We start from the raw sequence: 19,142 nt of genomic DNA, 5'->3' as shown, positions 1-19,142 counted from the left end.
CTTAACGGAGCGTCACCCACAACGTGCCAATCCGCGCCGTGGTTTTGAATTGATGAAGATCTGCGCATCCGCCGTTTGCGCATCGTTAAGCATGACGGATGCGCCGACGCCGCGACGCGCGACATGCGCAACGCTTTGCGAAAAAGCTGGCGAAAACGCGTAACAGTTGTGGATAACACGATGACGACGCCGTGACAGCACGCGGCAGCAGCCTCCGAATCTGCTGAGTTTGATATCGAGGATGTTGCGAGGCTGGCCCTCCGCCAAGCATGCCTCGGAGTCGCGTTCAATCCATGAAACCCTGAGAGGATACTATGGCTAAGAAAGCGAAGAAGGCGAAGAAGGCGAAGGCGAAAAAGGCCACCAAGAAGAAGGCCGCCAAGAAGTAACGAATTCCAGCCCGGGTAGCGGCTCTTGCCCTGCCCGGGCACCCGGACCGGGACAACCGGTCGCAGCGACGTCAACCTCGAATTCACCACCCTACATCGATCGGCCCCGAACTGACGGGGCGCAAGGCAGCAGGCGCAACGCCTGCTTTTTTATTGCCTGCGTCCGGGCGTGACGGCCGCGACGTCAGCGCTCCGCCAAGGCGAGCCTGGCGCCGAGCAGGGCAAAGCCCGCGGCAAAGCTTCGCCGCAGCCAGGCCATCACCTTCGGCCGGGTGATGACGCGGTCGCGCACCGAGGCGGCGAACAGCCCGTAGACCGCGAACACCGCAAAGGTCATCGCCATGAAGACACCGCTGAGCTCGACCATCCGCGCCAGCGGGTGCGGCTCGTCGACCGCGATGAACTGCGGCAGGAAGGCCAGGAAGAAGATCGACAGCTTTGGATTGAGGATGTTGATCAGGATCGCGGTCACGATCACCCGCCGGCGCGAGCGCGGCTTGATCTCGGTGTCGACGGCAAGCGCGCCGCGCTCGCGCAGCGCCTGCCAGGCCATGTAGAGCAGATAGACGACGCCGCCCCATTTCAGCGCCGCGAACGCCACGGCGCTGGTGTGCAGGATGGCGGCGAGCCCGAGCATCGCCGCGATCATCTGCGGCACGATCCCGAGCGTGCAGCCGAACGCCGCCGCGACGCTCGCCCGCGCTCCCCGGGTCAGCGCCACCGCCAGCGTATAGAGCACGCCGGTGCCGGGCGAGGCCACCACGATCAGCGACGTCAGCAGAAAGGACCAGGTCACTTCAAATCCTCGGCGGGCGGGACAGGCGGACGGGACATCGTCCGCCAATATCACGGCGACGGGGACGGCGGAAGCGGCTGCCGGCCTCCGCCCGGCGCCAGCGTCGACACCCCGTTATGACGACCTGCGCCATCCGCGATGCGAAAGCTCCGACGCCTTCATCTCGGCGACCCGGATCACGTCCAGCGGCGCCCAGGGCTTGGCCCAGAACAAGGCGCCTTCGGGCAGGCGCTGCCGCAGCGGCTTGCCCGAGGTGACGATCACGTCGAGATCGGGTCTGTACTTCTTCGCGGCATAAGCGAGCTCGATGCCGGTCATGTTTCCGGCCAATTCGACGTCGGTCATCATCAGCACGACGTTGTCGCCGTTGCCCTGCAACACGAGCTCGGCGGCCTCGGCGCTCTCGCAGGCGATGACGTCGAACTCGCTCTCCTCCAGCAGCAGCCCGATCATCTCGCGCTGCATCGGGTCGTCCTCAACCACCAGGGCCTTCGCACGGTAGGGCTTTGACTGTCCCATGGGTGTGGCTCCCTTGGTTTGAATGCTTCGCTTCGAGCGCGTAACATAGATTAAATGCCCAAAATCACTGGATGGTTCAGTTCCAATTTGAGAAAAGCGTGGAAATGCCGTGTTCCTCGCTTGGCAACCACCACCCCCGTTGAGATGGAGCTCACCCGACATGACCGCGATCCCTGGATCCGCCGCTGCCGTGACCGGAGCCGCCAGCGGCATCGGCCGCGCGCTCGCGCATGAACTGGCGCTGCGCGGCTGCGATCTGGCGATCGCCGACCGCGACGAGGCCGGCCTGCAGGCCGCCGCCGCGGAGATCGCGAAAGCGAGCCCGCGCAAGGTCACCGTGCATCGGCTCGATGTCAGCGAGCCGGACCAGATCACGGCGTTCGCGGAGGCCGCCGTTACAGCGCACCCCTCGCTCAACATCGTCGTCAACAATGCCGGCGTCGCGCTGCTCGGCGAGTTCGGCGAGTTCGATCAGGCGCAGATGGAGTGGCTGTTCAACATCAATTTCTGGGGCGTGGTGCACGGCACCCGCGCCTTCCTGCCGCAGCTTTCGCGGCGGCGCGAGGCGCATATCGTCAACATCTCGTCGATCTTCGGCATCATCGCCCCGCCCGGCCAGAGCGCCTATTGCGCGGCCAAGTTCGCGGTGCGCGGCTTCTCGGAAAGCCTGCGCCACGAGCTTGCGGTGGCGAACAGCCCGGTGCGTCTGTCCGTGGTGCATCCGGGCGGCGTTGCCACCAGCATCGCGCGCAACTCGCGCGCCGGCACCGGCGTCACCGACAATGCCCGCCGCGCCGAATCGATCGAGCGCTTCGACGCACTGGCCAGGACCACGCCGACCGCGGCCGCGCAGCGCATCATCGCCGGCATCGAGAAGAACCAGCCGCGCATCCTGATCGGCAAGGACGCATACTTCATGGACCTGCTGCAACGCTTCCGCCCGGCGACCTACTGGAAAACGATGCAACGGATGATGGAGAAGACGGCGGCGCGGCGGATCGCGCGCGATGCCGCGAGTGCGAGCCAGTAGCACGATAGCGCGGAGTAACCCGCGCACCGCCGTCGTCCCGGCGAAAGCCGGACCCATAACCACAGGATTGGGTTGGTGAGGCACGCCGGGGGCCACAGCGTCGTGCAACACGGACATTTGTGGTTATGGGTCCCGGGTCAAGCCCGGGACGACACCGGGGATGTTGCACGGCCCGCGGGTCATACCATGCCTGCGAGTCACGCCTGCGCGTCATCGCGACACGAGATTACCCGCCCAGCTGCTTCTTCACCCCGAGCGCCAGCCGGAACAGCGGATCGCTCCGCTCCGAGGGATAGAGCGCGCTCCTCGCCACCTGCGGAAAATTATCATTCTTCCAGAACGACGCCGGCGCGAACGAGAATTTGGCGACCAGCCGCCGGCCGAAATCCATCTCGTAGGGAAAGTAGTTTTCCTTCTGCTCGGTGCCGGACATCTCCGGATACTCGCCGAGCAGATAGCCCTCCTGGATGTGCGGCCGCACCGCCGACGGCGGGCAGACGCTGGCGAGGCGCACGATCTGCAGGCCGGCCTCGGCGCTCGCGGTGATCGCGCCGCTCAGATTCGGCACGCCGAGCACATAGAGGAAGGCGGTGCCGGTCTCCGCCAGCGAGGCAAAGGAGGCGGCAATCCGGATCGAATGGGTGACGTCGAGCAGCGGCGTGGTGCAGACCTCGTAATGCTGCAGGATCGACCAGCGCAGGATGCGATGCCGCTTCAACCGCTCGAGCCCGAGCAGCTTTTCCCTGGCGTATTCGGCGATCAGGATCCGCTCGGCGCGTTGCAGCGCATCGAACCGCCCGACCAGCGTCGCTTGATCGGGATTGCCGCGGCCGCCGCGAAACAGCGTCGGCTTCAGCGACGAGTTGCGCTTGATGTTCCTGTAGTCGGCGCCCTGGCCGCGAAACAGCAGCACATGATCGCGGTTGAGGAATTGCAGCTCGGCGATCTTGGTGGCGAGCTCGAGATAGGAGCCGACGCGATGGCCCGGCCCCTCCCGCACCGCCGAGTTCTTCGCGACCTGGCATCCGCGGCGGTCGAAGAACGACCAGATTTTTTGGCTGCCGATGGTTTCCATGGAGACACCAGAATTCTCAACCGTCATTCCCCGATGCGCAATTGCGCATCTGAGGGCAGCCCGCAAGGCTGAACCCGGAATCCATTTTTCCATGCGTGATGCGGCCCGATGGAAACGATCGTCATTGCGAGGAGCTCGGCGACAAATTTGCGAAGCAATTTTGCGCTGAAGCGACGAAGCAGTCCATCGCCCCGCATGTGCCGAAAGATGGATTGCTTCGCTCCGCTCGCAATGACGGACAAGGCCGCCGCGCCCTCACCGCCCCACGAGCTGATCGGCAAAATACCCGATGGTCTTGCGATAGATCACCGCCCTGTTCCACTCGCGCATCGCCTCGAAATTCGCGGTGCCCTCGCCATAGGGCGCGCCCATCTTGAAGCCGCTGGTGTGCAGGAGGTTCGCGGTCGAGGCCAGCACGTCGGCGACCGAGTGGCGCAGGTCGACATGGCCGTCGCCGTCGAAATCGACGCCGTACTTGATGTAGGACGACGGCAGGAATTGCGTCTGGCCGATCTCGCCGGCATAGGCGCCGATCATGTCGTTGAGACGGAGATCGCCGCGCTGCACGATCTTGAGCGCGGCGAGCAGTTCGCCCTGGAACAGGTCGGTGCGGCGGCAATCATGCGCCAGCGTCGCGAGCACGCGAAACACCGGCAGCTTGCCCATGTCGCCCTTGCCGAAATCGGTCTCGAGCCCCCAGATCGCGACCAGGATCTGGCGCGGCACGCCGTATTGCTGCTCGATCTTCGAGAGCAGCGCGGCGTGACGCTGCAGCATCGCGCGGCCGCCATTGATGCGCCCGGGCCCGACCCGGGTTGCGACATACTGCTCGAACGTCTTGTTGAAGGTGTAGCGCTGCCGCCGGTCGAAGGCGAGCACCCCGCCATCCTGCTGCACGCCGCCGAGCGCCGCGGAGATCACATCCTGCTGGATGCCGGCGCTCGCCGCCTCCTGCGAGAACGACTGGACGAAGGTCGGAAAACTGCCACCGCAGCGCGCGGCATAGGAGGGGGTGGCAAGCAGCAAGGCGCCGAACACAACCGCCAAACGACACCTGAACATGCAAAAAATCCCCCTGCTTCGATTGGCCGATCATGCCATGGAGCAAACGAGGCAGTCAAAGCGTCGGCACGACACTCCATCCTCGGCGGGCAGCTACGCGCCTCTATCCATGTTCGCACGGTGAATGACCACGGCGCATCCATCAACCGATCGGCACGTAGCCGAAGCTCAATCCCTGAGCTGGCGCTCCAGGTCCACAAAATCGATCTCCGCCCAGCGCTCGGAAATCCTGCCGTCCTGAATCCGCCAGAACGTCATGCCGCGGAATTCGACGTGGCGGCCGGTTGGCTGAATGCCGCGCCACGGGCTGCGGTGCCGGCCACGCCAGACGAAGCGGCCGGCGACGATGTCGCGCTCGGCCACCAGGCATTCCGCCACCGCCGACAGGTCGGCGAAGGTCTCGTGCATCGCGGCCGAATGCGCGATCACGTCCTCGGCGCTCAGCCGCTTGCCCACCGCATGGTCGAAGAAGTCGGGCGCCAGCTGCGCCCGGATCGCCTCGGGATCGTGGCGGTTGGTCACGGCGTCGTAATGCGCGAGCACGAGCGCCTTGTTGGCGTCGATTGTGGCGTGGGACATCGGCGTCGGTTCTCGAAGGAAAGGTTGTAGAAAGAGAGAGATGCGCCTCATACGCGAATCGGACGGGATGGCGCAAGTGACGATGGTCAGAACAAGCTCAACTTTCGGCCGTCGTTCGTTTGCGCGACGATACGAAAGACCGCTGCCGGAAAAGTGCGCTGGCGCGCGAGGCTCCACCGCCAGCCATTCCCTCACCTCTGCCCTCGCCTCTGCGCGAACGGCGGGCCGGCCGGCCGGCGGTAACATCGTCCGTTGGCTTGACTGCCGGTGGCATGCAAGCGGCGGTGCCCGGGCGAGCGACGCACCGCACGGCAGCATTTGAGAACGCGACGCATGAACGCCGAAGCCGCCGGCCGCGACCAAGAAGCGCGGGCCGGGCAAGCCGCTTCCGCCGGCAGGCGGCCGGTTGCGCTGTCTAGTTCATGCAAAGCCGCGCCGCTAAAGCCAGGCACGCCGGCTGCAACGCCGCCGTCATTTGGGGATGCCATCCGATGACGCGTTTGGGGATGAGGATGTGCTGCCGATGACGATCGCCTTGGGCTTCCCCTTGGGTTTCGCACGCGCGCGCAGGGCTGCCGCATCGATCGGTGTCGTGCTCGCGCTCGGCGCTTTCTTGAGCGCAGCGATCGACACCGCCGCCGCGCAGAACGCCCCCGCCAAGCGCGCGCCGGCGCAAGGCGCCGGCAGCACGCAGGCGATCGCCGCACAAATGAAGAACGCCGTCGCGCTGACGCGCGGCGGCAAGTTCGACGCGGGCTATGCACAGCTGCTTGCAGCACTGGATGCCGCCGACAAGCTCGACGACGCCCAATTCGTCATGGAGCAGTATTTCGACGCGACCACGACGCTGCGCGCGGTCAAGCGCGACGATCTCGCCGAAAAACTGTTCGTGCGCGCGTTCCAGAGCAAGGCGGCGGCGCAACGGCCGCCCGGCAACGCCGACGTGCTGCTGATGTACGCGATCCTGCTGTCCGACCACGCCAGGATCGCCGAAGCCGTTCCGCTCTACATGAAGGCGATCGCGGCGTTCCACGCCTATTGGGGCGAAGGCTCCGAGGAATCGCTGATCGCGAGCGACAAGCTCGCGGTCGCGCTGTCCGCCAACGGCTCGGCGGCGTCGGCGACCAATTTGGGCCGGCACAATTTCGAGCGCGCGGAGAAGGCGCTGGGGCCCGACCATCGCACCACCTGGAAGCTCGCCAACAATTATGCCGACATGCTGCGCGAGATCGGCGCGCCGGCGAAGGCGCTCGAGCTCGATCTGTTCGCGATCGAGAAGCGCGCCAGACATTATGGCGAGAACCATCTCAACACGCTGGTGACGGTCAACAACGCCGGCCAGGATTTCCTCAATCTCGGCCGCTTCGACGACGCCCGCCGCTACTTCCGCCGCCACCGAGCGATCGCGGCCGCGATGGCGCCGAAGGATCCGAGCTTTGCCGGACAGGCCGACGGCTGGCTGTTCTACACCGACATGCTCGCCGCCGGCGATGCCGCGATCGCGCCGGCCGATCTGGGGCGGCTGGAGGCGATCGTCGCCAATGAGGCGAATTATGCGGATTTCCTGCGCATCAAATCCGCGGTGCTGGCTGCCGGCCAACGCGAGCAGCGCCGCGAGCGGGACAAGGGGATGCGGCTGCGCGAGACCGCGCTGGCGATCTCGACCCGCGCCTTCACCGCGCAGCATCCGATCAGCTTCGAGATCAAGCTCGGCATCGCGACCGCCCTGATCGCTGATGATCCGAGCCGCGCGGTGCAGGCCTTCGCCGCGCTTGACCGCGAGATGTTCGACTGGATGAAGCGCGAGGTCGGCACATCGGGCGATCGCGCCGTCGCCGAAGCGATCCGCGCCCATGCCGACCATCTCTTGTTCGCGTTCGGCCGCTTCGCCACCGGCGCCGGCTCCGCCGTGGCGCAGCCGGCCTTTGCCGCCGCCGTGCTGCGCTGGAAGACGCTCGGCGGCGCCGACGCCACGGCGCTGCGCCAGCTCGAGACGGAGGTCGCCGGCAAGGACGAGGAGACCGCGACGCTGCTGCGGACGGCGCTCCGGCTCAACGGCGAGAAACAGGAGCTGTTCTCGTCGGGCAATATCGACGACTGGGCGAGGTCGGTGTGGGGGCGGCAGGACGCCGCCGAGAAGGCGCTGCAGAAGCGGCTCGATGCGATCGGTGCGAAGCGACCGCAAGACCCGATCCGTCCGTCACAGCTGCTCGCGGCGCGGGAAGCCGTCGTCAACTATTTCATCACCCGGCAATGGAAGGCGGATCGCCAGGCGAAAGACCCGTTGGCGGCGACCGTGCTCTACGCCATCGTCGAGACCGCAACGAGCGAGCCGCGCGTGGTCGATCTCGGCGATCCCGGCCGGATGGTCGACACCGGCGTGCGCACCGAGATCGCGCGGCTGCGCGCGACGCGGGCCGCTGCGCCGGATCCCGACACGCACGCGCCCGACGTCAAGGGCCGCTTCCAGAACCTCCGGGCGCGGCTGTTCGCGCCGCTGGAGCCGCTGCTGAAGGACAAGACCACGCTCTATGTCGTGCCTGACGGCTTCCTGTTCGCCGTGCCGTTCGCGCTGCTGCCTGGCAGTGGCGGCGGCCTGCTGGAGGACAAGTTCACGATCCGGATGCTGACCAGCCCCGATGCGCTGATCGCGATCCATGCGCGCGAGACGCTCGATCAGCGGGGCGCGATGCTGCTCGCCGGCGGCATCGAATACGGCGAGCCGGGGCCGATGCCGCTGCCCGCGACCCGGACCGAGATCGAGGCGATCGCCAAACTCGCCCGCGCGCGCGGCGCGCCGGTCGAGATGCTGACCGGGCGCGGCGTCAGCGAAGGCACGCTGCGCGCGGCGATCGGCAAGGCGCGCATCGCGCATCTGGCGACGCACGGCTTCTATCGCGACAGCACGGCCTCCGGCCTCGATACGCTCTGGCAGAGCGGCATCGTGCTGTCGGGCGCCGGCGACAGCCGATTTCCGCTGCGCGACGAGAACGACGGCTATCTCTATGGCTTCGAATTGATGGACTGGGACCTGTCCGGTCTCGACTTGCTGGTGCTGTCGGCCTGCGAGACCGGCCGCGGCGACGAGAGCTTCGTCAGCGGCCTGCGCGGCCTGCCGACCGCGCTCGGCATCGCCGGCGCGCGGCGCGCGCTGCTGACGCTGTGGCCGGTCGCCGACCAGGGCACCGCGAACTTCACTGTGCGGTTCTACGAGCACCTCGCGGAGGGCCTGACCTGTTCCGATGCGCTGCGCCAGACGAGGCGCGATGCGCGCGACGGCAAGGTCGCGGGCGCGGGCGACGCCAGCGTGTGGGCGGCGTTCGTGCTGTTCGAGGGCTGAGCCGTATATGTCGTTGATGTGACCGGACGGGCACCGCGAGCGCATGCCGGGCCGAACTGCGCCCGACGTTGCGCAAGGGCCGCACGCAACCCCATCGCGCAGGGCAGACCGGCGCGCGGACGCAGGCGATTTGCTTTGACAGCGGCGCCCCGATCGAGGACAAGCCGCGCATGCCGAAAAAACCCGGGACCAATCCCAAAGGCGAATTCGCCTTCTTCAACGTCTTCTATGAAGACGGCTCGCAGCGCTCCAACCGCCGCGTGCCGTCGGAGCTCATTGGCGGGCTCGACGGCGACGAGCCGGTGCGTGCCTTCCTGCGCGAGCAGGACCGCGAGATCGCCGAAAAGGGCGGCCGCCCGCCGCTCGAGATCAAGTCCATCGAGCGCGTCGGCGCGAAGAAGAAGTAGCGGCGGCCACACAACTCTATCCACGTCATTGCGAGTGCAGCGAAGCAATCTCCTCGCGATGACGTCGGAGACGGATCAAAATGAAAACGGCGGGCCCAGGCCCGCCGTTGTTGTTTCGATGGATTGCCGGGTCGAGTCCGGCAATGACAATCGGAAATATTAGTTGTCCAGGAAGCTCCGCAGCTTCCGCGACCGCGACGGGTGCTTCAGCTTGCGCAGCGCCTTGGCCTCGATCTGGCGGATGCGCTCGCGGGTGACCGAGAACTGCTGGCCGACTTCTTCCAGCGTGTGGTCGGTGTTCATGCCGATGCCGAAGCGCATGCGCAGCACGCGCTCCTCGCGCGGGGTGAGCGAGGCCAGCACGCGCGTCGTGGTCTCGCGCAGGTTGGACTGGATCGCGGCGTCGATCGGCAGGATCGCGTTCTTGTCCTCGATGAAATCGCCAAGATGCGAATCCTCTTCATCGCCCACAGGCGTTTCGAGCGACAGCGGCTCCTTGGCGATCTTGAGGACCTTGCGCACCTTCTCCAAGGGCATGCCGAGCTTCTCGGCGAGCTCTTCCGGGGTCGGCTCGCGGCCGATCTCGTTCAGCATCTGGCGCGAGGTGCGGACGATCTTGTTGATCGTCTCGATCATGTGCACGGGAATGCGGATGGTGCGGGCCTGGTCGGCGATCGAGCGGGTGATCGCCTGCCGGATCCACCAGGTGGCGTAGGTCGAGAACTTGTAGCCGCGGCGATATTCGAACTTATCGACCGCCTTCATCAGGCCGATATTGCCTTCCTGGATCAGGTCGAGGAATTGCAGGCCGCGGTTGGTGTACTTCTTGGCGATCGAGATCACGAGCCGGAGGTTGGCTTCCACCATCTCCTTCTTGGCCTGACGGGCCTCGCGCTCGCCCTTCTGCACGCCGTGCACGATCTTGCGGAATTCGCCGATCTCGAGCCCGGTGAGCGCCGCCAGCGACTGGATCTCGTGGCGCAGGTCCTTGATGCGGTCCTTCTCGTGATGGACGAAGTTCTTCCAGCCCTTGGCCGACAGCTTGGAGACGCGGTTGAGCCAGCGGGGGTCGAGCTCGGAGCCCTGGTAGTTGCGCAGGAAGTCCTCGCGCGCGACGCCGTGGCTGTCGCCGAGGCGCAGCAGGCGGCCCTCGAACGAGACCAGCTTCTTGTTGATGTCGTAGAGCTGCTCGACCAGCGAATCGATGCGGGCCTGATTGAGGCGCAGCGACTTCACCTCGACGATGATCTCGTCCTTCAGCTTCTTGTACTTGCGCTCCTGCGAGGGCGACAGCGACTCGCTCTGCAGCTGGTTGGCGATGTCCTGCTCCTGCAGGCGGCGCAGCTTCTTGTACTCGGATGCGATCTTGTCGAAGGTCTCGACCACCTTCGGCTTCAGCTCGGCCTCGATGGCGGCGAGCGACATCTGGTTCTCGAACTCGTCGTCGTCCATGTCGCCTTCGGCGGCGGCCTCGGCGGGATCCTTCTCCTCGGTGGCGGCTTCGCCACCGGCGGGCGCGGCGCGGAACGGGGTCGGCGACGGCGGCGCTGCCGGCGGCGCGACATGGGCCGGCGCACCGGCCTGCGCGTCGCCGCCATTGCCCTCAGCGGCGGCACCCTCGGCGCCGTTGTTGCCGATCAGGTTCGGATTGATGCCGCCCTTGGACTCGGGGCCGGCATAGGTGGCTTCGAGATCGATGATGTCGCGGAGGAATATCTTTCCTTCGTTGAGCTCGTCGCGCCAGATGATGATGGCCTGGAAGGTCAGCGGGCTTTCGCAGAGGCCCGCGATCATCGCCTCGCGGCCGGCCTCGATGCGTTTTGCAATCGCGATTTCGCCTTCGCGGGAGAGCAGCTCGACGGTGCCCATCTCGCGCAGATACATGCGCACGGGATCGTCGGTGCGCTCGCCGGGCTCCGACTTCTTGACCTCGGTGACGGCCTTCTGCGTGACCTCGACGAGCTCGTTATCGGTCTCGTCGTCGCCGTCGTCCTTCTCGTCCTCGCCCTCGCTATCGTCGGCCTCGGTGACGTTGATGCCCATGTCTGACAGCATCGACATGATGTCTTCGATCTGTTCGGGCGAGGTCGTATCGGAGGGCAGCACTTCGTTGAGCTGATCGAAGGTCACGAAGCCGCGCTTCTTGGCCTGCTTGATCATCTTCTTCACCGCGGCATCCGACAGGTCGAGCAACGGCGACGGCGCGTCAGCGGCATCCTTCTCAGGAGCATCCGCTGCCTTGTCGTCCTTTTCCTTGTCCTTAACCTGCAGCGTCTTTGCCTTGGTGGCCATTCACTAAGCTCCCGAAACGCGGTCATGCAAAATGGCGCCACGCACGCGCATCCGCACGAAATCTAGATTTACTCTCTCGACGCACAAAGGGCGGCGCAATATCTCGCCACCCCTGTCATCCGTCTCGACGGTTTCCAATCTGCAATAGCCCGTCGCGTCTTCCGTAAAAGTGGACACCGGTTTTACGATCGGAAGACGCGACAGATCTAGATCTGACGCATTTTCTGACGGCGAACCGGGAACCACTTCGCCTGAAAATGCTACGGTAGCTATTAAGTTTCGCTTAACCCTGTTTTTGCAGCCAAACCATGGATTTGGCGAGTCTTTTCGCGGGTGCGGCCAGCGCCGTCCGCAGCATTTTTGTTATCAGACATTACGCTGGAACCGGCCCGATAATTCGCCGAACCCTTCAATCAGGGCTTCGGTCCCGTCGGCTTCTGCCATCCGGGCCTGGATATCCTGCAACCATGCCAGATTGGCCTCGCTGGAGTCTTCAGCCAAAGCCGCTTCCGCATCTTTTCTTTCCCTAAGTAAGGCGTGGGTTTTCTGATGCAAGGCAACTAGTTGACGCCAGGTTGATAAAACATCCTCGCGCGCCGCGCCGACCTGCGCGCCCCACACCGCCTGGGTTGTGATTGCCCGCTCAACCCTTTGAAGAATCGGGGATAATCCGCCCGCTTCGAGGTCGGCCCGCATCTTCTCGGCCTGCTCCTCGGCGTCAGGGGAATGGTGATGGTCGTGGGCAAAGGCGGCGATGATGGCGGCCCTGAGCTTGTGGGCCTCGGGATGGGCGAGCTCCAGCGCCGCCACCTCCTCGAGATGGTCGTGCAGCAGCCAGGGGTGGTTGATCAGCGATTGCAGGATCAGGGCCTCGCGGCGGGAGACCGCGCTGCGCTGGCCGCGCATGATCGGGCTGTTGGCCAATTGGGGGCTGGCGGCCTGATAGGGACCCCGTGAAATCCCGGGGGTGACACCGAACCGGCCGCCCTGCGGGCCTCCCTGTCGGCCGTTTTGGGCAGGTCCCCGGGGGACAAACTGGCGGGGTGATTCGCCGCCGCGGCCGCCGCCGAAATTGCCCCTTCCGTAGCCGCCGCGGCCATAACCGCCGCGGCCGCCCTCGGGCGCAAAATTGCGCTGCAGCCGCTCCTGCAGGTCCTGCCGGTAATAGCGGCGCACCACCTCGTCGCGGATGCCATTGGTGAGCTCGCCGATCCGCGCCTCCAGCGCGGCGCGGCGCTCGGGCGTATCGAAATTGCCGCCCTCGATCTCGCGCGACCAGATCATTTCGGCGAGCGGACGCGCGGCCGAGATCACGTCCTCGATCGCGCCGCGGCCGCCGGAGCGGGCGAGATCGTCGGGGTCCTGCCCTTCCGGCAGCAGCGCAATCCGCAGGCTCTTGCCCGGCTTGAGCTGCGGCAATGCAAGGTCGGCAGCACGATAAGCCGCCTTCTGGCCGGCGCGGTCGCCGTCGAAGCAGAGGATCGGCTCGTCGACCATCTTCCAGAGCAGGCCGAGCTGGTTCTCGGTCAGCGCGGTGCCGAGCGGCGCGACGGCGCCGGGAAAGCCCGACGTGACCATGGCAATGACGTCGACATAGCCCTCGACGACGATCAGCTGTGCGCCGTCATGCGCGGCCTGCCGCGCGGTGAACAGATTGTAGAGATTGTCGCCCTTGTGAAACAGCGTGGTTTCCGGCGAGTTCAGGTACTTTGCCGGAACGTCCTTCTCCAGCGCACGCCCGCCGAATGCGATGACGCGGCCGCGGGCATCCGTGATCGGGAACATGACGCGGTCGCGGAAGCGATCGAACGGCACCGGCTTGTCCTCGCCGGACACCAGAAGCCCGGCCTCTACCATGTCGTCGGTGGAGATACCTAGCGCGCCGAGATGCTCCTTCAGCGCGAAGCGATCCGGCGGCGCATAGCCCATCCGGAACTGGAGCTGGGTCGCCGGCGAGATGGCGCGGTCGGCAAGATAGCCGCGCGCCTTGGCGCCGCCCCGCGAAGCCAGCGTGTCGGCGAAGAACTTGGTCGCCAGTTCCATCACGTCGTGCAGGGTGCGGCGGTGCTGCTCGTGTCGCGCGGCATCGGGCGTCACCGCCGGCAGCGGGACACCCGCCATCGCGGCGAGACGTTCCACCGCCTCGGGGAAAGTCACTCCCTCGGTCTTCATCAGGAAGTCGAAGATGTTGCCATTCAGCCCGGACGAGAAGTCGAACCAGGCCTGCTTCTGGTCGTTGACGAAGAACGACGGCGTCTTTTCCTGCTGGAACGGCGACAGCCCCTTCCACTCCCGGCCGGCCTTCTTGAGCTTGACGCGCCTGCCCACGACTTCCGAGACCGGAAGCCGGGCGCGCAGCTCATCGAGGAATTCGGGCGTGAAACGCATCAGTCAGGATTTTGGGCTCGGGCGGCGAATCGCGGACAACCGGTTAGCCATATAGCGGCACGGCCCGCCATGCCGAACAATGTGGGGCTTTTCCGGGCTATTCACAGGTCTGGCCCGTCGCGGCTCTGTCGAGCGGGTTACCCCCAAATCCACGGTGGAGAGCCTGTGCGGCAAGCTTGCCCCCTCCCCGCTTCCGGGATTGGATAGGCCATGTTCACGACATTCAGAGGCGGACAGAGCGGCGGCTGGCAGGTCACGTCCATCACGCGGGTGAAGGGCGAGACGCTGCCGAAGGTCGCGGCGTTGTCGATCGTTGCGAGCGAATCGATCGCGCTGCCGCTGCTGCCGGCGCAGACCTCCTGGCGGCTCGCCGGCGTCGCCAGCCATCTGCGCTACACCGAGAAGGAGGAGCGCGAGAAGCTCTTGGCCGTGCAGGCCGGGCTCGGCCGCAGCGAGGCAACGCACGCGGCGCTGATCCCGATCCGGAAATCCGCGGCGTGGTGGGAGCTCACGCAGGAGGAGCGCCGCAAGATCTTCGAGGACAAGTCGCACCACATCGACGGCACCCTGAAATTCCTCCCCGCAATCGCTCGCCAGCTGTTTCATTCGCGCGACCTCGGCATGCCCTTCGACTTCCTGACCTGGTTCGAATTCGCCCCCGACCACGTCACCTTGTTCGACGAACTGGTCGGCATGCTGCGCGCGACCGAGGAATGGAGCTATGTCGAGCGCGAGGTCGACATCCGCGTGGTGCGGGAGGATTGACTTCTCTTTCGTGGTGGCCGGCACAGCCGTCAGAATGACGGCGTCGCTTCCGCTCGCCTGTGACCCGGCAATCCATCAAAAGAATGACTATTGCGAAGTGAGATGGATGCCCGGGTCAAGCCCGGGCATGACGAAACATGCGGTACGTCCGAGCGCTAATGCTCGAGGAATTTTCCTGACGCGATCCGCGGCAGCTCGGTGACCGGCCAGTTGTAGAGATAGGTCCACGCCTCGCTCACGCTGCCGTCGGCGAGCGTGACGGCAAGCATCTCGCGGACATATTCGGTCGGCGGCGGAAAGCCTTCGCCGCAGGCTTCGTACATGTCGAATTCACGCAGCATGGCCTCACGCTCCCGCAAGCGGAACAGCTCACCATGCACGATGTCGGCCGGATCGTCCGACACCACGAGGCCCGGATAATGCTTCACCAGATAGAGCCGGCCGCGGCACTGCGCGGGCCCGAGGAATTCGGCATTGCCCGCGAGCAGCTTCGCCATCGGATGGTCGAAGCCGCGCATCAGCGTGCCGTAGACGAAAAGAATATCGGAGGTCATAGGTTCAGTTGTCATTCCGGGATGGTCCGAAGGACCAGACCCGGAATCTCGAGATTCCGGGTCTGGTGCTAACGCACCATCCCGGAATGACAGAAAATCCCGGGGGACGCTAGGCCGCCGCCACCTCGTCCGTCACCACGACGAACTTCGTCAGCGTCATGCGGCCGAAGCTCGTGGTGAGGGCGACGTCGGCGGCGTCGCGGCCGGTCGCCATCAGGATGCGGCCGATCCGCGGCGTGTTGTGGCGGGCATCGAAGGTGTACCACTGGCCCGACAGATAGACCTCGAACCAGCCGGAGAAATCCATCGGCGCCGGGTCCGGCGGCACGCCGATGTCGCCGAGATAGCCGGTGCAGTAGCGTGCCGGAATGCCCATACAGCGGCAGAAGGTGAGCGCCAGATGCGCGAAGTCGCGGCAAACGCCGGCGCGGCTTTCATAGACGTCGTGCGCCGACTTCATGTGATGGGCGTGCTGATAGCCGAACGTCACGTGGTGGTGCACGAAATCGGTGATCGCCTGCACCCGCGCCCAGCCCTGCGGTGTGTTGCCGAACAGCGACCAGGCGACATCGGTCAGCTTGTCGGTCTCGCAATAGCGGCTCGGCATCAGATAGAGCAGCATGTCGTCCGGCAATTGCTCGACCGGCAGCTGCTGTCCAGCCGGATTGACGATGTCAGGCAGTCCGGAATCGCGCACCAGCGCGCTGCCGCGGAAGGTGACGCCACCGCTGGGGGCAACGAGCCGCCCGCAGACATTGCCAAAGCCGTCGCGATAGAGGCCGATCGGCACCTCCGGTTCGGTCGAAAGGCGCTCGGTGCCGACGATGTCGGCGTAGCGCGACGGATGGATCGACAGCATGATCACCATCGGGGTCGGCTGCGCCGCCGTGTAGGTGATCTCGAAGCCGACCTTGATCTGCATCGTCAGGCCGTCTCCTGCTCCGCGTTCTCGCCGACCGAGACCACCTTGATGTCGACATCCATGCCGAGAAAGGCGTCCGCCGCGCCGAGATAGACGCCGTGCAGCGGGATCGCCTGGCGCGGGTCGCGCGCCACCGCGACGCGGATCAGATCGCGCGTGCCAACGATGCCGTTGGTCGGATCGAACTCGATCCAGCCCGCGCTCGGCAGATAGACTTGCACCCAGGCATGGGTCGAGCCGCCGCCGACATAGCCGTGCGCGCTGCCGGGCGGCATGGCGAGATAGCCGGAGACGAAGCGCGCGGCGACGCCGAGCCGGCGCAGCGCCTCGATCATGAACAGCGCATAGTCGCGGCAGGTGCCGGACTGCGTGCGCAGCGTGTCGAGCGGATGCTGGGTGCCCTGCTCATAGCGCTTGCGATAGCTGAACGCCTCGCGGATGCCGTGGGTCATGCCGCTGAGGATCTTGAAAGTCGGCGTCGGCGCCTCGACATCGAGGAAGCGCCGCGCCCAGGCCGACAGCTCGCCGTTCGGGTCGCCATATTGCGGCGTAATGAACTGCTGCAGGTCGGGGAATTCCTCATCGTCGTAGAGGAACGGATAGAAATAGGCGGGATCGTCCGGCGTCAGCGCGAACGTATCGGCCGGATTGTGCTCCACCGTCGCGGTCGAGACGAAGGACAGCGTGTCGGCGCGCTCGTCGAAGGCGGCGATCGCCATGCTGTTGCCGAACACATCGTGGATCCAGCGCAGCGACATCGGCTGTGGATCGATCACAAGTGCGCTGTCGAGCACGCGCAGATCATGGCCGTCCCGGGGGCGCAGCATGATGCGGTGTTCGCCGAACGCCACCGGGCGCGCGTAGCGATAAACGGTCTTGTGATGAATAGTCAGCAGCGGCATCTTCAAACAATCATCGTGATTTCGGGCTGCATAATCTATAGAGAAAGCTGCCCGATTCCAGTTCAGCATGCCGCCTGAATAGGCAAAGTTGAGGAAAAAAGCCCTTGAATTACGGAGGCGGTCCATCGTTCCTGCTCGCGAGCACCGACGCTTCACCGGTTCTTGAACACAATGCCGGCGGCCGCTCGCCGTTCCTGTTCACCTGCGACCATTACGGCAGGCTGATTCCCTCTCCGCTCGGCGATCTCGGCCTGCCCGAAGACGAACTCGTGCGGCACATCGCCTGGGACATCGGCATCGCCGGCGTCGCAACCCGCCTCTCGGACCGGCTCGGCGCGCATTTGATCGCGCAGCGCTATTCGCGGCTCGTGATCGACTGCAACCGTCCGCCGCATGTCGCAAGCTCGATCCCGCTGATCAGCGAGGCCACCACGGTGCCGGGCAATGAAGGCCTGTCGCGCGAGGCCGCCGAGCTGCGCCACGCGCAGATCTTCGATCCCTATCACAAACGCATCGACGAGATCATCGATGCGCGCGCGCGTCGGGGCCTGCCGACGCTGCTGGTGTCGCTGCACAGCTTCACGCCGATCTACGCCGGCATCGCGCGACCCTGGCACATCGGCACGCTCTACCACCGCGACACGGTGCTGCCGCCGCTGCTGCTGAAGCATCTGCGCGCCGAGGGCGATCTCGTGGTCGGCGACAACGAGCCCTATGCGGTCAGCGACGAGACCGACTACACGATCCCCGTGCATGGCGAGGCACGCGGCCTGATGAACTCGGGCATCGAGATCCGCCAGGACCTGATCTCCGACCAGGCCGGCGAGACGGCGTGGGCCGAACGGCTGGCGCGCATCCTCGGCGAGATCGAGGCGACGCTGCGCATGGAAGCGCTGATCTAGCGACTAACGGTCAGCCAGGGCGTGGCCTCTAGCCCGAAGGCGGCTCGACGTGCTTTAATTGGCCGGGTTGAACTTCCAAGTTAGGGTAGTCCGTGGCGCCCGAGCGAGTGGAAAGGCGACTGGCAGCAGTGCTGGCGGCAGATGTCGCCGGCTACAGTCGCCTGATGGGAACGGACGAGGAAGGCACGCTCGCGCGGCTCAAGGCGGCCAGAAAAAATCTCATTGATCCAACGATCGCCGCTCATCGCGGCCGCATCGTCAAAACGACCGGCGACGGCATGCTGGTCGAATTCGGCAGCGCCGTCGATGCAGTGCGCAGCTCTGTAGAAGTCCAGAGCAGGATGGCAGAGCTTAACGCATCCGCACCGCAACAGCAGCGGATCGAATTTCGCATCGGCATTCACGTCGGCGACATCATCATCGACAACGACGACATCTTCGGCGACGGCGTCAACATCGCCGCGCGGCTGGAGAACATCGCGGACCCGGGCGGCATATGCCTGTCCGACGACGCCTACCGGCAGATCCGGGGCAAGGTCGATGCAGCCTTCGAAGACATGGGCCAACAGAATCTGAAAAACATCACTGAACCGATCCGCGCCTGGCGAATGAAGATCGGCGCCAGACCTTCGCCTGAGCGCCATCCGGCTCCTGCCGAATCGCATCACATGCGCCCGTTTTCGGGAAAGCCCTCCATCGCGGTGCTGCCGTTTCAGAACATGAGCGGAGACAACGAGCAGGAGTATTTCGCGGATGGGATCGCGGAAGACGTCCTTACGACCCTGTCAAAGATTCAGGAATTGATGGTGATAGCTCGCAACTCGAGCTTCGCGTTCAAGGGGCAGAACAGGGACATTCGCGAAATCGGGCAGATCCTGGGTGCTCGTTATCTGCTGGAGGGGAGCGTTCGAAAGATCGGCAATCGCATCAGGTTGACGGCGCAGTTGATTGATGGTCGAGACGGCGGTCATCTCTGGGCGGATCGCTTTGACGAAGACCTGGACGACGTGTTCGATCTCCAGGACCGAATTACGCAAGAGATCGTCGAAGCGCTTGAGGTCCAGTTGACGGTCGGCGAACGCGCGAGGGTGTGGAGAAAGCGCTCGGGCAGTCCGCTGGCTTATGAGTATGTTTTAAAGGGGCGCGCCCTGTACGTTAATTTCGCAAGGCAAACTCACGCACAGGCCCCGGAAGCTTTTTGAACAGGCGCTGGAGATCAA

The 19,142-nt window shown here is 65.2% G+C and carries 16 protein-coding genes; 6 read left to right on the top strand and 10 right to left on the bottom strand.

Annotation, left to right across the window (positions count from 1 at the left end):
• Nucleotides 1–573: 573 nt before the first annotated feature.
• Both ACVMIH_RS34590 and ACVMIH_RS34585 read right to left on the bottom strand, forming a co-directional pair.
• The gene (locus ACVMIH_RS34590) at nt 574–1,185 is read right to left on the bottom strand and encodes a LysE family translocator (protein ID WP_038386831.1); all 612 of its coding nucleotides are present in this window, start codon (nt 1,183–1,185) and stop codon (nt 574–576) included.
• Nucleotides 1,186–1,299: 114 nt separating this feature from the next.
• Entirely contained in the window at nt 1,300–1,704 is a 405-nt protein-coding gene (locus ACVMIH_RS34585; protein WP_057018055.1) for a response regulator, read from the bottom strand.
• 160 nt (nt 1,705–1,864) lie between these two features.
• Here ACVMIH_RS34585 and ACVMIH_RS34580 point away from each other — a divergent pair, with 160 nt between their 5' ends.
• Nucleotides 1,865–2,734 carry an SDR family NAD(P)-dependent oxidoreductase gene (locus ACVMIH_RS34580; protein ID WP_057018056.1) on the top strand — a complete coding sequence of 290 codons (870 nt, stop codon included), beginning with the start codon at nt 1,865–1,867 and terminating at the stop codon, nt 2,732–2,734.
• Between the two features lie 226 nt (nt 2,735–2,960).
• Here ACVMIH_RS34580 and ACVMIH_RS34575 read toward each other — a convergent pair whose 3' ends face one another.
• The 3 genes from ACVMIH_RS34575 to ACVMIH_RS34565 all read right to left on the bottom strand — a co-directional run bounded on the left by ACVMIH_RS34575 (nt 2,961) and on the right by ACVMIH_RS34565 (nt 5,450).
• On the bottom strand, nt 2,961–3,809 hold the full coding sequence (locus tag ACVMIH_RS34575; protein WP_076827937.1) for an FRG domain-containing protein: 849 nt from the start codon (nt 3,807–3,809) through the stop codon (nt 2,961–2,963).
• 255 nt (nt 3,810–4,064) lie between these two features.
• Nucleotides 4,065–4,871, bottom strand: a complete 807-nt coding sequence (locus ACVMIH_RS34570) for a lytic murein transglycosylase (RefSeq protein WP_253624844.1) — start codon at nt 4,869–4,871, stop codon at nt 4,065–4,067.
• A 168-nt stretch (nt 4,872–5,039) separates the two neighbouring features.
• A complete protein-coding gene (locus tag ACVMIH_RS34565; protein WP_057018059.1) occupies nt 5,040–5,450 on the bottom strand; it encodes an ester cyclase in 411 nt (136 codons plus the stop codon).
• A gap of 523 nt (nt 5,451–5,973) precedes the next feature.
• Here ACVMIH_RS34565 and ACVMIH_RS34560 point away from each other — a divergent pair.
• Nucleotides 5,974–8,790, top strand: a complete 2,817-nt coding sequence (locus tag ACVMIH_RS34560) for a CHAT domain-containing protein (RefSeq protein ID WP_199805274.1) — start codon at nt 5,974–5,976, stop codon at nt 8,788–8,790.
• 170 nt (nt 8,791–8,960) lie between these two features.
• Nucleotides 8,961–9,197: a hypothetical protein gene (locus ACVMIH_RS34555; protein ID WP_026192271.1), complete on the top strand. Its 237-nt coding sequence runs from the start codon at nt 8,961–8,963 to the stop codon at nt 9,195–9,197.
• A 159-nt stretch (nt 9,198–9,356) separates the two neighbouring features.
• Here ACVMIH_RS34555 and rpoD read toward each other — a convergent pair whose 3' ends face one another.
• Both rpoD and dnaG read right to left on the bottom strand, forming a co-directional pair.
• On the bottom strand, nt 9,357–11,489 hold the full coding sequence (gene rpoD / locus ACVMIH_RS34550) for an RNA polymerase sigma factor RpoD (RefSeq protein ID WP_057018061.1): 2,133 nt from the start codon (nt 11,487–11,489) through the stop codon (nt 9,357–9,359).
• Between the two features lie 366 nt (nt 11,490–11,855).
• Nucleotides 11,856–13,877: a DNA primase gene (gene dnaG, locus ACVMIH_RS34545; protein WP_253640909.1), complete on the bottom strand. Its 2,022-nt coding sequence runs from the start codon at nt 13,875–13,877 to the stop codon at nt 11,856–11,858.
• Between the two features lie 210 nt (nt 13,878–14,087).
• Between dnaG and ACVMIH_RS34540 the strand changes: the two genes are divergently transcribed.
• Nucleotides 14,088–14,642 (top strand): chlorite dismutase family protein, encoded by a 555-nt coding sequence (locus tag ACVMIH_RS34540; RefSeq protein ID WP_057018062.1) that lies wholly within the window; start codon nt 14,088–14,090, stop codon nt 14,640–14,642.
• Between the two features lie 155 nt (nt 14,643–14,797).
• On the opposite strand, the gene ACVMIH_RS34535 is transcribed toward ACVMIH_RS34540, so the two are convergent.
• From ACVMIH_RS34535 to ACVMIH_RS34525, 3 genes are all read right to left on the bottom strand, one after another.
• Nucleotides 14,798–15,196 (bottom strand): gamma-glutamylcyclotransferase family protein, encoded by a 399-nt coding sequence (locus ACVMIH_RS34535; RefSeq protein ID WP_057018063.1) that lies wholly within the window; start codon nt 15,194–15,196, stop codon nt 14,798–14,800.
• 109 nt (nt 15,197–15,305) lie between these two features.
• Nucleotides 15,306–16,118 carry a transglutaminase-like domain-containing protein gene (locus ACVMIH_RS34530; protein WP_057018064.1) on the bottom strand — a complete coding sequence of 271 codons (813 nt, stop codon included), beginning with the start codon at nt 16,116–16,118 and terminating at the stop codon, nt 15,306–15,308.
• A 2-nt stretch (nt 16,119–16,120) separates the two neighbouring features.
• Nucleotides 16,121–17,020, bottom strand: coding sequence for a transglutaminase family protein (locus ACVMIH_RS34525; protein WP_028343411.1), 900 nt, complete (start codon nt 17,018–17,020; stop codon nt 16,121–16,123).
• Nucleotides 17,021–17,124: 104 nt separating this feature from the next.
• Here ACVMIH_RS34525 and ACVMIH_RS34520 point away from each other — a divergent pair, with 104 nt between their 5' ends.
• Together ACVMIH_RS34520 and ACVMIH_RS34515 are read left to right on the top strand one after the other, a co-directional pair.
• Nucleotides 17,125–17,922 carry an N-formylglutamate amidohydrolase gene (locus ACVMIH_RS34520; RefSeq protein WP_456864799.1) on the top strand — a complete coding sequence of 266 codons (798 nt, stop codon included), beginning with the start codon at nt 17,125–17,127 and terminating at the stop codon, nt 17,920–17,922.
• A 128-nt stretch (nt 17,923–18,050) separates the two neighbouring features.
• A complete protein-coding gene (locus tag ACVMIH_RS34515; RefSeq protein WP_456864797.1) occupies nt 18,051–19,124 on the top strand; it encodes an adenylate/guanylate cyclase domain-containing protein in 1,074 nt (357 codons plus the stop codon).
• The last annotated feature ends 18 nt before the right edge of the window (nt 19,125–19,142 follow it).

The organism is Bradyrhizobium sp. USDA 4503 (assembly GCF_054055815.1).
Note: the sequence above shows the minus strand (reverse complement) of the source record. Positions and strands in the feature narration are given on the sequence as shown.

Excerpts from the sequence above, each read along its gene's own strand:
- ACVMIH_RS34525 (WP_028343411.1), bottom strand. The coding sequence starts at position 17,020 with ATGCCGCTGCTGACTATTCATCACAAGACCGTTTATCGCTACGCGCGC.
- ACVMIH_RS34555 (WP_026192271.1), top strand. The coding sequence starts at position 8,961 with ATGCCGAAAAAACCCGGGACCAATCCCAAAGGCGAATTCGCCTTCTTC.
- ACVMIH_RS34535 (WP_057018063.1), bottom strand. The coding sequence starts at position 15,196 with ATGACCTCCGATATTCTTTTCGTCTACGGCACGCTGATGCGCGGCTTC.
- ACVMIH_RS34580 (WP_057018056.1), top strand. The coding sequence starts at position 1,865 with ATGACCGCGATCCCTGGATCCGCCGCTGCCGTGACCGGAGCCGCCAGC.
- ACVMIH_RS34560 (WP_199805274.1), top strand. The coding sequence starts at position 5,974 with ATGACGATCGCCTTGGGCTTCCCCTTGGGTTTCGCACGCGCGCGCAGG.
- dnaG (WP_253640909.1), bottom strand. The coding sequence starts at position 13,877 with ATGCGTTTCACGCCCGAATTCCTCGATGAGCTGCGCGCCCGGCTTCCG.
- ACVMIH_RS34540 (WP_057018062.1), top strand. The coding sequence starts at position 14,088 with ATGTTCACGACATTCAGAGGCGGACAGAGCGGCGGCTGGCAGGTCACG.
- ACVMIH_RS34570 (WP_253624844.1), bottom strand. The coding sequence starts at position 4,871 with ATGTTCAGGTGTCGTTTGGCGGTTGTGTTCGGCGCCTTGCTGCTTGCC.
- ACVMIH_RS34530 (WP_057018064.1), bottom strand. The coding sequence starts at position 16,118 with ATGCAGATCAAGGTCGGCTTCGAGATCACCTACACGGCGGCGCAGCCG.
- ACVMIH_RS34575 (WP_076827937.1), bottom strand. The coding sequence starts at position 3,809 with ATGGAAACCATCGGCAGCCAAAAAATCTGGTCGTTCTTCGACCGCCGC.
- rpoD (WP_057018061.1), bottom strand. The coding sequence starts at position 11,489 with ATGGCCACCAAGGCAAAGACGCTGCAGGTTAAGGACAAGGAAAAGGAC.
- ACVMIH_RS34585 (WP_057018055.1), bottom strand. The coding sequence starts at position 1,704 with ATGGGACAGTCAAAGCCCTACCGTGCGAAGGCCCTGGTGGTTGAGGAC.
- ACVMIH_RS34565 (WP_057018059.1), bottom strand. The coding sequence starts at position 5,450 with ATGTCCCACGCCACAATCGACGCCAACAAGGCGCTCGTGCTCGCGCAT.